Source organism: Paraburkholderia phenazinium (assembly GCF_900100735.1).
In the GTDB taxonomy this organism is placed as follows: Bacteria; Pseudomonadota; Gammaproteobacteria; order Burkholderiales; family Burkholderiaceae; genus Paraburkholderia; species Paraburkholderia phenazinia.
The window spans coordinates 91,849-106,093 of the sequence record NZ_FNCJ01000010.1 but is presented as its reverse complement, the minus strand read 5'-3'; the positions used below and the strand labels follow the sequence as shown (position 1 = coordinate 106,093).

Genomic DNA, 14,245 nt, shown 5'->3' with positions numbered 1-14,245 from the left:
TCGTAGCCGTTGCAATTGCAAGCCGGCGTGCCTCGTCGGCAGCTCTGTCGTAATAACAGGAAGGCCGAGGAGGATTCAACGATGCACATCGGAGTGCCAGCCGAGACGCGAGCGTACGAAACCCGCGTTGCCGCCACCCCCGAGACGGTCAAGAAATACGTATCGCAGGGCCACCGGGTCACGATCCAGAGCGGCGCCGGCACCGGCGCCAGCTTCCCCGACGATGCGTTTAGCGCAGTCGGCGCGGAAATCGTCGATGCAGCCGCTGCATTTGGCGCCGATCTCGTTCTCAAAGTCCAGTCGCCTACCGACGCCGAGCTGCCGCAGTTGAAACGCGGCGCGGTGCTGGTTGGCATGCTCGATCCTTTCAATGCCGACAATGCGGCCAAGCTCGCATCTGCCGGCGTGACTGCGTTCGCATTGGAAGCCGCGCCGCGCACCACGCGCGCGCAAAGCCTCGACGTGCTGTCCTCGCAGGCCAACATCGCCGGCTATAAGGCCGTGCTGCTTGCCGCCGACCTGTACCCCCGCTTTATGCCGATGCTGATGACAGCCGCCGGCACCGTGAAAGCGGCGCGCGTGCTGATCCTGGGCGCGGGCGTCGCGGGCCTGCAGGCGATTGCGACGGCCAAGCGGCTCGGCGCGGTGATCGAGGCCTCCGACGTGCGCCCGGCGGTGAAGGAGCAGATCGAGTCGCTCGGCGCCAAATTTCTCGACGTGCCGTACGAGACCGACGAGGAGCGCGAGGCCGCCCAGGGCGTCGGCGGCTATGCGCGGCCGATGCCGCCAAGCTGGCTGGCCCGCCAGGGAGCCTTGGTGCACGAGCGCGCCAAGCAGGCCGATATCGTCATCTCGACCGCACTGATTCCCGGCCGTCCTGCGCCCACGCTGATCTCGGTGGAAACCGTGCAGGCAATGAAACCAGGCTCGGTGCTGATCGACCTTGCCGCGGGCCGTGGCCCCGAGTATGAAGGCCAGCGTGGCGGCAACTGTCCGCTGACGGAAGCCGACAAGGTCGTGACAAAGCACGGCGTGCAGATTGTCGGCTATACGAACCTGGCCTCGATGGTGGCCGCCGATGCCTCCTCGCTCTACGCGCGCAACCTGCTCGACTTCCTGAAGCTGATCATCAACAAGGAAGGCGCACTCAACATCGATCTTGCGGACGACATCGTCGCGGCTACGCTGCTGGCCCGTGACGGCGAAGTCACGCGCAAGGCATAAACGAATCGCTTCCTGGGAGAACGGTCATGGAAGTCATCAACCATACGGTCATCAACCTGATCATCTTCGTGCTGGCCATCTACGTGGGCTACCACGTGGTCTGGAACGTCACGCCGGCCCTGCATACGCCGCTGATGGCGGTGACCAATGCGATTTCGGCAATTGTTATTGTGGGTGCGATGCTTGCCGCCGGGCTCACCGTCGGCGGGACCGGCAAGTTCTTCGGCACCCTGGCGGTCGGGCTTGCCGCAGTGAATGTATTCGGCGGCTTCCTCGTGACCCGGCGAATGCTGGAAATGTTCAAGAAGAAAGAGCCGAAGAAGCTTCCCGCTGCCGGTCAGGCGCGCATTGAAGGGGGTAAGCAATGAGTCTGAACGTCGTCACGCTGCTTTATCTCGTTGCTTCGGTCTGCTTTATTCAGGCGCTCAAAGGCCTCTCGAATCCGAAGACGGCGCGCATCGGCAATACGTTCGGCATGGCCGGGATGGCGATTGCGATCCTCACGACCATCGCGCTGATTTTCAAACAGGCCGCTGGGCTGGGTTCGAACCTTGGACTGGGTCTCGGCCTGCTGTTCGCGGCGCTGGTAGTCGGCGGTGCGGTGGGGGCGTTCGTCGCGGCTCGCGTCGAGATGACCAAGATGCCGGAACTGGTCGCGGCCATGCACTCGCTGATCGGTCTCGCCGCCGTGTGCATCGCCTATGCGGTGGTCTCGGAGCCGTCGGCGTTCGGCCTCGTCGACCCGGATAATCCGGTGCCGGGCTTCCTGCCCTATGGCAATCGAATAGAACTGTTTATCGGTACGTTCGTCGGCGCCATCACGTTCTCCGGTTCGGTGATCGCGTTCGGCAAGCTCTCCGGCAAGTACAAGTTCCGCCTGTTTCAGGGCGCGCCGGTGGTGTATGCGGGCCAGCATCTGATCAACCTGTTCCTCGCGATCGGCATGATCGGCTTTGGCGTGATCTTCTTTCTCACGCAGTCGTGGCTGCCGTTCATCATCATGACGCTGATCGCGTTCGCGCTGGGGGTGCTGATCATCATCCCGATCGGCGGCGCGGATATGCCGGTGGTCGTGTCGATGCTCAATTCGTACTCGGGCTGGGCGGCGGCGGGCATCGGCTTCTCGCTGAATAATCCGATGCTGATCATTGCCGGCTCGCTGGTGGGCTCGTCGGGCGCGATCCTCTCGTACATCATGTGTCACGCGATGAACCGCTCGTTCTTCAACGTGCTGCTCGGCGGCTTCGGCGCGGAACCTGGCGCGGCGGCTACGGGCGGTGCCCAGGAGCAGCGGCCGGTGAAGTCGGGCTCGGCCGAGGATGCCTCGTTCATGCTGGGCAACGCGGAGACGGTGGTGATCGTGCCGGGCTATGGTCTCGCTGTGGCACGCGCACAGCATGCGTTGAAGGAGCTCACCGACAAGCTGATCGAGAAGGGCATCGACGTGCGCTATGCGATCCACCCGGTGGCGGGCCGCATGCCAGGGCATATGAACGTGCTGCTCGCGGAAGCCGAGGTGCCTTACGACCTTGTCTACGAGATGGACGACATCAACAACGAGTTCGGCCAGACCGACGTCGTCCTCGTGCTCGGCGCCAACGACGTGGTGAATCCGGCGGCAAAGAACGATCCGAAGTCGCCGATTGCGGGCATGCCGATCATCGAGGCTTATAAGGCGCGCACGGTAATCGTCAACAAGCGTTCGATGGCGGCCGGCTACGCGGGTCTCGACAACGACCTCTTCTACATGGACAAGACCATGATGGTGTTCGGCGATGCGAAGAAGGTGATCGAAGATATGGTGAAGTCGGTGGAGTGAGGGCGAGGGCCGCGGTGTGCGGCCCTGAACTGCCCTTGAAGTTACCGCTGTTTCACCTCGACGTGCCTTAGAAAATCCGCGAGCCGTCTGCCCTCCATATCGGGGAACGGCTCGAGGACCTGCAGTTCGCGAATCTGTTCGACGTCGAAATTGCGGAAGTCTTCGCGCAATTCGCACCACGCGCCGATGGTCCAGCGCGCCCCCCAATAAACGAGCCCTAGCGGCCAGACGCGCCGCTCCGTATGCTCGCCTTTGCGATCGCGATAGGCAAAGCTCACGACCCGCTTGCCGTCGATGGCGAGATGCAGCGCGTCGACTTTCTCCGCAAACTCCCCCTTGATGTGAAACGACGGCGCGAAGATCGGCAGCCGGTCGAGGGTCGCGCGCTTGTCGGCGGGCATTGTCGAGGCGATCTTCGCCAGCGCGCCGCGAGCACCTTTCGCGAAGCTCGCACCGCCCCAGGTTTCGAGCATGCGTGCGCCGGCCGCGAGCGCGGCGAGTTCGTCGACGGTGAAGGTGAGTGGCGGCAGGCTGGCCGAGCGGTTCAGGCGGTAGCCGATGCCCGCTTCGCCTTCGATCGGCACGCCGGAAAGCTGCAGATCGCGCACGTCGCGGTACACCGTGCGCGGCGAGATATGCAGCCAGTCCGCGAGCTGTTGCGCGGTGGTCAGGCGCCGGCCGCGGAGCAGCTCGGCAATCTGGAACAGGCGGTCGGCACGGCGCGTCATCGTGGGCGTCTTGTAGGAAGAGGCGGGTGGTTCGGTGATCGGGCGGCCCGCGCTCGGGCGATCCCGCGCTCGGGCGGCCCGCGGTTGGGTAGTCCCGCGATCATAGCGCCGCATGATGCCCATCGGCGCTGCATGGGCAGTTCATGGGCACCGCAGCGCGCGGGCCAATCCGTCAGCCGTTTTTCGGCGCATGCAGTCCGATGCGGTTGCCTTCGGTATCGGTGAAGAAGCCGATATAGCCGATATCCTGCGGCAGTTCGATGACGGGCCCTTGCACCTTGCCACCAGCCTTCTCGACACGGGCCAGCACGGCATCGACGCTCGGCTGCGCGTTCAGATAGACCACCACGCCATCGGCGGAAGGCTTGAGCGTGGGGCTGTGGATGATACAGCCGCCGGTGGCCGGCTCGGTGTACTGGAAGATCCCGATCGGCTGATCGCCGAAATTTTCACGCCGCAGCGTGGTATCCAGCGCGGTCTCGTAGAAACGCACGGCGCGCTCGAAGTCGACGGTCGGAATTTCGAACCAGGAAACGACGTGGGTTGCGGCTGCTGACATGACACTCTCCTTGGGGCGGTGGGTAGGCCCGTGTGATTCGCCGGATGGCGTGAGGAGGAGTGTGCGGCGGGGCTACTGACAACGTTCTGTCAGTAGCCTGCAGGGCTTTCTGAATGACCGGGACCTTCGGGCGGACGATGCGGCAGCACCGCCCTGGCTGCCGACCTTGCGCCCGCAGCCGTTCGCTCAACGTGTGATCAAGCCGCCGGCGTATCGTTCGCCGGACGTTGCCGCACACTGCCGGCGATCAGGTCGAAGCGGAACAGGCGGCATTCGAGCGCACCGTTGAACAACGGCGTCTTGGTCGACTCGCGAAGCCGCAATTGACCCGGCAGTTTGCGATCCGACGTCAGGATGAACGCATGCCAGCCGGTGAAGCGCTGCTTGAGCGCATCGCCGAGCGCCTTGAAGAATTCGCTGTCCGGCGCCTCTTCCTGGACCCGGCGGAAGCTGTCGTCATCGCGGTTTTCGCGCGTCTCACGGAGTTCGCCGCGCGCATTGCGGCCACGCACTTCGATCCGCTCGCCGTACGGCGGGTTGGCGACCAGAATGCCCGGCTCCGACGACGGCGGCGCCATGCCGCGGGCGTCGACCTGCTTGAGCGAGACCGCCGAGAGGCCGGCGCGCTCGAAGTTGGCGCGTGCCTTGATGAGCATGTCGCCCGAAATATCGCTGCCGAAAATCTGCAAATCGGAGCGCGAGGCGCGTGCCGCGTGCTTCGCGTCCATTGCAGCCGCCTTCAGCGTCTGCCAGGTCTTGGCCTCGTACTGCTTGAGCTTCTCGAAGCCGAAGCGGCGTTCGACCCCCGGCGCGATGTTCAGCGCGACCTGAGCGGCTTCTGCCAGGAACGTGCCGCTACCGCACATCGGATCGTACAGCGGCGTGCCGGCTGTCCAGCCGGTCAGGCGCAGGATGCCGGCCGCGAGGTTTTCGCGCAGCGGCGCCGCACCCTTGTCGAGACGCCAGCCGCGTTTGAAGAGCGGCTCGCCCGAGGTATCGAGGTACAGCGTGCAGTCGGTTGCGGTGAGGAAGGCAAACACGCGCACGTCCGGCGCGCTCGTGTCGATGTTCGGACGCTCGCCGCTCACTTCGCGCAGACGGTCGCAGATCGCGTCCTTGACGCGCAGCGTGGTGAATTCGAGGCTGCGCAGCGGCGATTTGATCGCCGTGACGTCGACGCGCAGCGTTTCACGCGCCGAGAACCACTGTTCCCAGCGTTGCTCGAGCGCGAGGGCATAGATGTCCTGCTCGCTGCGATACGGCCGGTGGGCGATTTTCAGCAACACCCGGCTGGCGATGCGCGAATGCAGGTTGGCCGCCATGCCGGCAGCCCAGCCGCCGCGGAAATGCACGCCGCCCGGCACCTGCGCGCCAGCCGTGAACGGCGCACCGTTCAGGTGGCGCGTGGCGATTTCGGCGAGTTCGGCCGCAAGCGCGGCTTCAAGGCCGCGAGGGCAGGGAATGAAAAAATCGAATGACATTGAGGTTGCCGGGAGGCGTTGAATAAGGCGCTATTGTACGCGGTCGGGGTGGGCCGCCCACGCTGCCGCGTTCAATGCTCCTCGCGCGACGCGCTCACCGGCCACACCAGATCCAGCGGTCGCTTGAACATCCGGCGCCAGATCGCTCCGCGCAGCGAGCGCACGTAGTTGCGGCGCAGGTCGCGCGAGCGCACGGCCATATGAAACGCGAGGGCGAAACTGACGGCGACGTTTAGGATCGCCATGCTGAACGTGCCAGCGACGGCCCACCAGAACTCGGGCAAATCCAGCGCGCCTTTGCCGAGCACGCCGAGCGCCACGCCGATCGAACCGGAGCTCAGCGTCACGTGCCGGACCTCGAAGGCGAAGGCGAACGCGGTCAGGATCGCGGGCACGAGGCCGAGCATCAGGCCCAGCGTGATGTTGCCCACTACGCCCGCCACGTTGGAGCGGCAGAACTTCGCCAGCCGCGCGGCGCCGGCGGCGCCCAGCGTCATACGCAAGCGGCGGTTGTAGGTGAGCGCGTCGGCCACCCGGTGCAGCACGAACCAGTTGTCGGCCCAGCCCGCGAGCAGGCTCGAGGACCACAGCAGCACGCCGGTCAGCGCGGCATAGAGCGGCGTAGGCCCGAGCAGCGAGAACGAATGCAGCGTGGCATGCGCCTTTTCGGGGGAAATAATGTTCGCATGAAAGACCGCGTGCCACAGCAACTGCACGCCCAGACAGACCGGAAACACCAGCATCACGTTGCCGAGCACGGCCGCCGCCTGGGTGCGGATCAGCGCGACCACCGAGCTGACGAAGCTGTCGACCCCTTCAGGGGTGCCTGCGCCGTCGAGTTCGCGGGCGATGGTCGGCGCCGTCATGGCGGGCTGCTTGGTGGCGAGCGAGAAATGCAGGAAGTGCATCAGCAGGAAGCTGGCCGAGTAGTTGATGCCGGCGAGCAAGCCCTCCAGCATCGACTGCAGGTGGGCACCGGTGATCGCAAACTTCACGCATACGGTCACCACCGTGACGAGCCCGCCGCCCGCTGCCATGCGCAGCATCTTCAGGTACTCGGCGCGGTCGCGGGCAATGTAGTGTTCGCCCGTGTCCGCGCTGTATTCGACCACCTTGCGCGCCAACAATGAGAAATTGCTGCGCATCAAATGCGAGACGCTCTGGCTCGCATGGTTCGCCTTCACCAGTTCGGCGGTGAGGCGCGAGCCGGCATGCAGGTCGTCGGAGGCCATCCACGCATCGAGCAGATGTTCGGCGCGCTGGATGCGCATGCGCATCCGCTCGACCTGGAACACGATGTCGACGCTCACGCCGTTGCGGTACAGGTGTGCGAAGACGCTGTCGGTCGCTATGCGGCATTCGTCGAGCAGCACCCGCAGATAGTTGACCTCATGGAGCAGCTTGTCCGGCTCCGCGCCTTCCTCGACCGCCTGGTGGGCCGCTTCTACCGCCAGCATGGCGCGCGTGAGCCGGTAGAACGGCTGCTTCTCCATCGCCACTCGCGCGTCAGCGTCGCCGAGACGGCTGCGCACCGTTTGCGACAGCCCAGTGGAGCTGATCTGGCAGGTCAGGTTGTGCAGGGCCGCGAGCAGGTCGAGCGAGAACGGCACGCCCTCGCGCGGATCGCTGGCGTCCTGCTCATAGATAAACAGATCGTGGATGCGTACGAGCAGATCGGTAGGCAGCGCGGCGATCCATTCGGCGTCCTGCTCCGAAGTGAACATCAGCGTGAAGATCGCAGTGAGGTCGCGGCGATTCGGCGCGGGCGGAATCAGCGAAGACTCGAAACGTTCGAACAGCGCCCCGAAAAAGGCCGAATGCACTGGCATGCCGGCATCGCACAACAACGAGATGCCGTCGCTCTCGCGCAGCAACGCGCGCAGGATGCCGGCGACGTTGGCTTTCCACGCCGGGTTGCGGTCCAGCACATGCAGCAGATAGCGCAAGCGCGCGTGCTCGGGCAGCCGGCGCGTGTCGTCTTCGGCCGGCTCCTGCGCGACCGTCTGCACGGTGCCGCCGCGATGGATCCAGTGCGCCAGCTCGATCAGCCATTCGCTGCGGTCCGCATATGGCGCGTTCTGGTCGGCGATCGCCAGCAGCGCATCGAGCTGATGCCCGCTGTTGCGTGACGCGCGCCATTTCTTGACGAAGGTTTTGATGGAACGAAACATGAAGTGTTAAATGCGTGGTGAGGCGCGATCCCGTGCTCCGAAGCATTCAGGATCGCCAAACAGAGAGGATCCGGCAAGCTGGCCGGATGGGATAGGGCGTGGGAAGTGATGGCGGCAGACGGGCGCAGTGCGTCTGCCGCTGCCATGCCGGCAAATCAGCCGTTCATGCCGGCGAGGCTGCTGACGTGGCTGCCGAGGGACACACGCGCAGCAACACCCGCACCATCGAGCGCCGCGCCAGGCCCGATTGGCAGCGGGCAGGGCACCGTCGGCGGCGCCATCCGTGCTGGTACACCGGACGCGCTCCTGGCGGCAGCGCTCGTCGGCATGCGAGGCGTCGCTGCCGCCAACGCCTGGATACCGGCGGCGATCTGCGTGGAAATCTGCTGCACCGCCTGGCGATGCCCCTCGACCAGCGCGTCGTAGCTGCCCGTTACCGGTTCGCTCACCACGCTGCGGCAGGTCATGACGGCTTCGCTGCGCACGGCGCGCACGCTCCACACCGCGTCGATCAGCGCATGCGAGCCGGGCCACGATTCGAAGCGCTGCACGTTCATGCTGACGCGATACACAGGCGTGCCTTCCGGGTACGCGGTGCCGTACACGTCGATTGTGCCCAACTGCTGCGTGAGATCGGACGACAGCGCGCGCCGGATCTCGTCGCCGGGCAACGAGGCCCAGCGTTCCTGTTCGAGCACCTGCACCTGGGTCGGGCCGGTCTGCACCACCAACTGGTTCTTTGCAACCTGGGACGGCACGTCGACCGGCGGGACTTCGATCAGCAGCGCCGGCGTTGCCGCTGTGCGTGCCGTAGCCGGGGCGGCTGGGGTGGCTTCCGCACCGAGCGTGTAGAAGCGGCTTGCCGGCGAAGAAGAGCATGCCGCCAGCGCCAGCAGTCCGGCACAGACGCCGAGGCACGCGGCGGCGCGGGCAAGCCCGCGCGGCGAACGGGGGAGCCGGGCAAACATCATGGTTGATCTCCTGGTTTTCCGCGCAACAACGATTCCGGATGGCGTTCCAGATAGTCCGACAGCGCATTCAACGACTGCAACGTGCGGGTCAGCTCCTGCAGCGCCTGATGGACGTCCGATTGCAGCGGCGAGTCCTGCTGCAGCGTCGCCTCGGCCGAGCCGAAGGTCTGCTTGGCGGCCGCTAGCGTGTCGCGAGCCTGCGGCACCACTTCGGTGTTCAGACGCGTGAACAGTTGGTCGGCGTTCTTCAGCGAGCTGTTCAGGTTCGCCCCGATCTGGTCGAACGGCACCTGATCGAGTTTCTTGGCAATGTCGGCCACCTGCAACTGCAACTCGTCGAGCGTGTTCGGAATCGTCGGCAGCTCGAGCGGATCGCGGGTGACGTCGACTGTCGCCGGCGCCGCTTTCGGGAAGATATCCAACGCTACATACAACTGGCTGGTAATCAGGTTGCCCGTGCGCAACTGGCCGCGCAGGCCGTGCTGGACCAGACGCTGCAGCAGTTGCTGTCCGGCGACGCTGCCCGGCTCCGGCGCCGACTCGCGGAAGCGCTTGCCGAGGCGGTCGGGGTACAGGTTCATCGTCACCGGCATGGTGAAGTTCTTGGTCTTCGGGTCGTAGTCGATGCCGATATTGGTGACCTGGCCGAGCACGATGCCGCGGAAATCGACCGTCGCGCCGACCGACAACCCTCGCAGCGACTGGTTGAAGTTCATCACGACGCGCAACGGCACGCCGTCCGGTTCGCGCATCGCATCGGCTTCATCCGAACCGAGGCGGAAGGTGCTGTTGTTCGGCGCCTGCGGGCCGACCGGCTGCCCCGGCGGCGACTGGAACGACAGGCCGCCGACCAGCACCGTCGCGAGCGACTGCGTGTTCAGCTTGAAGCCGCTCGAATCGAGCCGCAGATCGACGCCGCTGGCGTGCCACCAGCGCGTATTGATGCCGACGTACTGGTCGTACGGCGCGGACACGAACACTTGCAGCGTCACCCCGGTGCCGTCCTTGTCGAGCGAGAAGCCCACGACCTGGCCCACCTGCACGCGCCGGTAAAAGATCGGCGAGCCGATATCGATCGAGCCGAGCGAGTCGCCATGCAGCGTGAACTGGTGGCCCTTTTGTCCACCGGTGATCGGCGGCGGCGTTTCCAGCCCGATGAACTCCCTCTGGCTATCTTGCGAATGACCGGCGTCCACCCCGATATATGCGCCCGAGAGCAGCGTGCTCAGGCCCGAGACGCCGCTTGCGCCCACGCGCGGCCGCACCACCCAGAAGCGGGTGTCCTTGACGGCAAAGTTCTCGGCTTCCTTGGTCAACTGGACCTGGATCAGCACATGCGAGAGGTCCTTCGACAGCTTGATGGCTTTCACGAGGCCGATGTCGACGTCCTTGTACTTGACCTGGGTCTTGCCGGGTTCGAGGCCTTCGGCGTCGTTGAAGCTGATGCTGATCTCCGGCCCTTTCTCGGTCACGGACTTGATGACGAGCGCGACGCCGATCAGCGCGGCGATCAGCGGAATCACCCAGACCAGCGACGGCAGCCAGTGACCGCGCGGTTCGATCTCGGGATCGGGCAGGTTCGGTGGCAGTGTGGGTCCGTTCGAATCGTTGCGCGGCGCGCTGGGGGCGGGCGTCGGTCCTTGCGGGCTAGTCATGTTTGGGGTCCTGAGATTGTTGGGGACTGCCTGTTGCGTCTTGTAGGTCTTGCGTGCCCTTGTTGCCGGTTGCACCGGTCACGCCTCGTGCGCCGTTAGCACCGCGTGCGCCTTTTGCACCGTTCGCACGTCTGGCGCGCTTCGCACTCTCCGCGATGTCCTCGCCTTCGACATTGTCCCAGATGAGTCGTGGATCGAACTGCATCGACGCCAGCATCGTCAGAATCACCACCGAGCCGAACGCGATGGCGCCGGGCCCGGCCGTGATCACGGCAAGCGACTTGAAACGCACCAGCGCAACCGTCAGCGTCACGACGAACACGTCGAGCATGGACCAGCGGCCGATCCGCTCCACCATCCGGTACAGCTTCATGCGCTGGGTGGGGCGCCAGTGCGAACGGCGCTGGGCCGTGATGGTGAGCAGCACGAGCACGCTGAGCTTGAGCATCGGCACCATGATGCTGGCAATAAACACGATCACGGCGAGCGGCCAGTCGCCCGAGGTCCAGAAGTAGACAACACCGCTCATGATCGTGTCGTCTTCCGAACCCAGCAACGAAGCCGTATGCATCACCGGCAGCAGATTCGCCGGAATATACAGCAATGCCGCAGCAATCAGTAGCGCCCAGGTGCGCATCAGACTATCCGGATTACGCCGGTGCAGCACCGCACCGCAGCGCGAGCAGTGCTGCGCGGTGATCGAGCGGATGCGCGGTGCGACGCGGCCGCACGCGTGACAGGAAACCAGGCCCGCGCGTAGCGCGGTGATGTATTTCATCGTTTGCTTATCCCTGATTGGGCGTGGCCGACTGGCCGGCTGCGTTGGCCGTGACAGCGGCCGCGGCGCTGTCGGCCGCGGTACGCGGCATGGGCCGGGCACGGCGCGCATTCAGTTCGTCGGCGAGATCCCACAAGGTGCGCGGGTCGAACGTGACGACCACGGCGAACATCAAGGTCAGCGCGCCGAAGGCGAACAGCGCCGCCTCGGGGATCACGCGGGCAAGACTGACCATCTTCACGATGGTGATCAATACGCCGAGCATAAACACTTCGATCATGCCCCACGGCCGCACAAACTGGATGGCGCGCAGCACCTGGTTGAAGCCCGCCGGCACGTAACCCGAGCGCAGCGGGATCAGCACGTAGAGCAGCGCGACGAGCTCGGTCAACGGGAACAGCGTGGTCGCGCAGAACACCATGACCGCGACGATCTGCATGTCCTCGTTCCACAGCGCCACCAGCGCGCCGAACAGGGTGGTTTGCGAGGTAATGCCGTTGGCGTCCAGTTCCAGAATCGGATAAGCCTGGGCGATGATGAAGGTGAAGAGCGCGGCCAGCGTCATCGCGCTAATGATGTCCAGCCGCCGCGACACGGCGTGATAGAGCGTGGCCCCGCAGCGCGGGCAACGCGCCACGAGGCGGCGGCCGGTGAGGTGCGGCTTCTGGAAAAGGGTATCGCACTCGTGGCACGCGATCAGGTTGTCATGTTCCATACGGCAGAAGGGCAAAACGACGTGAGCGGGGCGTGCAACGCAGGCTTGCACGGTAAGGTCGGGCGAAAGCCAGCAGCAATAGTACCAAAGGCTCACCGCCATGCGTGCTTTGGCCGGGCGCGCGGCCCAGCCCGGTAAGCCAGGTATCGCAGACGAGGCGCAGGCACCGGCCTCGCGCTATCTGACCTGCGTCAGACATTCTCCGGCCCCAATTGTTCAATCCTTCTGGTTATGCTGTCATGGTCGGCGTAGTCCGCCCAGCGGAACTCCCTCAACCGGCTTTTTCGGCTTGGGGTAGCATGGCGGCCTCGGCTTGTGCCGCTAACCATTCAGCTTGCGTTGATCTTTCATGGCACCCAAACCTAACTTCGGCGCGCGCGACTCCTATACGGGAACCGCTATCGCGCTTCACTGGCTGATCGCACTGCTGATTGTCTGCGGCTTCGCGCTTGGCTGGGTGATGACCGATATCCCGGGCTTCACGCCCACCAAACTGCGCTATTTTTCCTGGCATAAATGGATCGGCGTGACGGTGTTCGGGCTGTCGGTGTTGCGCATTCTCTGGCGCGCTACCCACGGTGCGCCGGCGCTGCCGCGCCGCATGGCGTCCTGGCAACGGGGCGCGGCCCACCTCACGCATCTGCTGCTCTACGTACTGATGATCGCGATACCGCTGTCCGGCTACCTGTATAGCTCGGCCGCCAACGTGCCGGTGGTGTACCTGGGGCTCGTGCCGCTGCCACGTCTGATCGCACCCGACCCGATGCTCAAGGTCCTGCTGAAGAATCTCCACATCGCGCTCAATTACACGCTGCTCGCCCTGTTCGTGCTGCATGTGGCAGCGGCGCTCAAGCACCAATGGCTGGACCGCGACGGCCTGCTGTCGCGCATGCTCCCTTTCATCAAATAAGGACCCACATGAAAGTCTCGTTTTATCGCTACATGCTGGCGGCGTTTGCTGCCGCCTCGCTGAGTGCGGCGGGCAGTGCGCTTGCCCAGGTCGACGTGACGAAGAGCACGATCACGGCGACCTCGAAGCAGATGAACGTGCCGGTCGAGGGCAAGTTCAACAAGTTCAGCGCGGACGTGAAGTTCGACGCGGCCAAGCCGGCCGACGGCAGCGCACAGTTCAGCGTCGAGGTGGGCAGCTACGATCTGGGCGACGAGAGTTATAACGACCAGGTGCGCGGCAAGGACTGGTTCGACGCGAAGACGTTCCCGCAGGCCACCTTCGTGTCGAGCGCAATCGCGCCGGCCGGCAGCAACCAGTTCAAGGTGACCGGCAAGCTGACCATCAAGGGCAAGTCGCAGACCGTGGTGGTGCCGGTGAGCGTGACGCAGCAGGGCGCGAGCCAGGCGTTCGACGGCTCGCTCACGATCAAGCGCTCGCAGTTCGATATCGGCACCGGCGAGTGGAAGGACACCTCGGTGGTGGCCGACGATGTCATCATCAAGTTTCATATCGTCGCAGCACGTAAATAAGAAACACGCTGCGGACCCGCACCGGCGCGAGGCGCGGTGCTTTCCTGAAAGGAGCCTGACTTGAAGAAAACCCTGCTGATTGTTGCTACCGCCCTGACCGCTTCCGTCTCGTTTAACGCGGTTGCGGCCGACACCTATATGCTCGACCCGACCCATACCTACCCGAGTTTCGAAGCGGATCACTTCGGCGGCCTGTCGGTGTGGCGCGGCAAGTTCACGAAAAGTTCCGGCACGGTGACGCTCGACCGCGCCGCCAAAACCGGTACGGTCGACGTGACGGTCGACCCGACTTCGGTCCAGACGGGCAATAGCAAGCTCGACGAGCATCTGCAATCGAATGAGTTTTTCGACGTCACCAAGTACCCGTCCGTCACGTACAAAGGCACGGATATCAGGTTCGACGGCGACAAGCCGGTTGAAGTGATCGGCAGCCTGACGATGCACGGTGTGACCAAGCCGCTGAACCTGACCATCGAATCGTTCAAGTGCATGCCGCATCCGATGCTCAAGCGCGAAGTGTGCGGCGTGGAGGCCAGCGCCCATTTCAACCGTGCGGATTACGGCATGGACTTCGGCAGCAAGTATGGATTCAGCATGGATACCAAGCTGCATATCCAGGCGGAAGGCATCAAGCAGTAAGCGGCTCAGTTAGCGGCTCTGGC

At 64.6% G+C, this 14,245-nt stretch carries 13 protein-coding genes and 1 pseudogene; 6 read left to right on the top strand and 8 right to left on the bottom strand.

Going from position 1 to position 14,245, the window contains the following annotated elements; translation table 11 throughout:
• The first annotated feature begins 81 nt into the window (after window positions 1-81).
• Genes BLQ92_RS22050 through BLQ92_RS22040 form a run of 3 tightly spaced genes read left to right on the top strand, consistent with a single transcriptional unit; the run spans window position 82 to window position 3,043 of the window.
• Window positions 82-1,224 (top strand): Re/Si-specific NAD(P)(+) transhydrogenase subunit alpha, encoded by a 1,143-nt coding sequence (locus tag BLQ92_RS22050; RefSeq protein WP_090686656.1) that lies wholly within the window; start codon window positions 82-84, stop codon window positions 1,222-1,224.
• A 26-nt stretch (window positions 1,225-1,250) separates the two neighbouring features.
• Window positions 1,251-1,592, top strand: coding sequence for an NAD(P) transhydrogenase subunit alpha part 2 (locus BLQ92_RS22045; RefSeq protein ID WP_090686655.1), 342 nt, complete (start codon window positions 1,251-1,253; stop codon window positions 1,590-1,592).
• A complete protein-coding gene (locus BLQ92_RS22040; RefSeq protein WP_090686654.1) occupies window positions 1,589-3,043 on the top strand; it encodes an NAD(P)(+) transhydrogenase (Re/Si-specific) subunit beta in 1,455 nt (484 codons plus the stop codon). The genes BLQ92_RS22045 and BLQ92_RS22040 overlap by 4 nt, the downstream gene beginning before the upstream one ends.
• A gap of 41 nt (window positions 3,044-3,084) precedes the next feature.
• On the opposite strand, the gene BLQ92_RS22035 is transcribed toward BLQ92_RS22040, so the two are convergent.
• The 8 genes and pseudogenes from BLQ92_RS22035 to BLQ92_RS22000 all read right to left on the bottom strand — a co-directional run bounded on the left by BLQ92_RS22035 (window position 3,085) and on the right by BLQ92_RS22000 (window position 12,101).
• Window positions 3,085-3,885, bottom strand: a complete 801-nt coding sequence (locus BLQ92_RS22035) for a helix-turn-helix transcriptional regulator (protein ID WP_090686793.1) — start codon at window positions 3,883-3,885, stop codon at window positions 3,085-3,087.
• Window positions 3,886-3,943: 58 nt separating this feature from the next.
• A complete protein-coding gene (locus tag BLQ92_RS22030) occupies window positions 3,944-4,330 on the bottom strand; it encodes a VOC family protein (RefSeq protein WP_090686653.1) in 387 nt (128 codons plus the stop codon).
• 197 nt (window positions 4,331-4,527) lie between these two features.
• A complete protein-coding gene (locus BLQ92_RS22025; RefSeq protein ID WP_090686652.1) occupies window positions 4,528-5,811 on the bottom strand; it encodes a THUMP domain-containing class I SAM-dependent RNA methyltransferase in 1,284 nt (427 codons plus the stop codon).
• A 71-nt stretch (window positions 5,812-5,882) separates the two neighbouring features.
• Window positions 5,883-7,982 (bottom strand): site-specific recombinase, encoded by a 2,100-nt coding sequence (locus tag BLQ92_RS22020; protein WP_090686651.1) that lies wholly within the window; start codon window positions 7,980-7,982, stop codon window positions 5,883-5,885.
• Window positions 7,983-8,137: 155 nt separating this feature from the next.
• Window positions 8,138-8,953, bottom strand: a complete 816-nt coding sequence (locus BLQ92_RS22015; RefSeq protein WP_090686650.1) for a PqiC family protein — start codon at window positions 8,951-8,953, stop codon at window positions 8,138-8,140.
• Window positions 8,950-10,608 carry a PqiB family protein gene (locus BLQ92_RS22010; protein ID WP_090686649.1) on the bottom strand — a complete coding sequence of 553 codons (1,659 nt, stop codon included), beginning with the start codon at window positions 10,606-10,608 and terminating at the stop codon, window positions 8,950-8,952. Before BLQ92_RS22010 ends, BLQ92_RS22015 begins: the two co-directional genes overlap by 4 nt.
• A 163-nt stretch (window positions 10,609-10,771) precedes the next feature.
• Window positions 10,772-11,386: pseudogene (locus tag BLQ92_RS22005) on the bottom strand (paraquat-inducible protein A); the annotation flags it as partial.
• Window positions 11,387-11,393: 7 nt separating this feature from the next.
• The gene (locus BLQ92_RS22000) at window positions 11,394-12,101 is read right to left on the bottom strand and encodes a paraquat-inducible protein A (protein ID WP_090686648.1); all 708 of its coding nucleotides are present in this window, start codon (window positions 12,099-12,101) and stop codon (window positions 11,394-11,396) included.
• 349 nt (window positions 12,102-12,450) lie between these two features.
• Here BLQ92_RS22000 and BLQ92_RS21995 point away from each other — a divergent pair, with 349 nt between their 5' ends.
• From BLQ92_RS21995 to BLQ92_RS21985, 3 genes are all read left to right on the top strand, one after another.
• On the top strand, window positions 12,451-13,011 hold the full coding sequence (locus BLQ92_RS21995) for a cytochrome b (RefSeq protein ID WP_090686647.1): 561 nt from the start codon (window positions 12,451-12,453) through the stop codon (window positions 13,009-13,011).
• An 8-nt stretch (window positions 13,012-13,019) separates the two neighbouring features.
• A complete protein-coding gene (locus tag BLQ92_RS21990) occupies window positions 13,020-13,583 on the top strand; it encodes a YceI family protein (protein ID WP_090686646.1) in 564 nt (187 codons plus the stop codon).
• Between the two features lie 72 nt (window positions 13,584-13,655).
• Window positions 13,656-14,222, top strand: a complete 567-nt coding sequence (locus BLQ92_RS21985; RefSeq protein ID WP_090686792.1) for a YceI family protein — start codon at window positions 13,656-13,658, stop codon at window positions 14,220-14,222.
• Window positions 14,223-14,245: the final 23 nt, after the last annotated feature.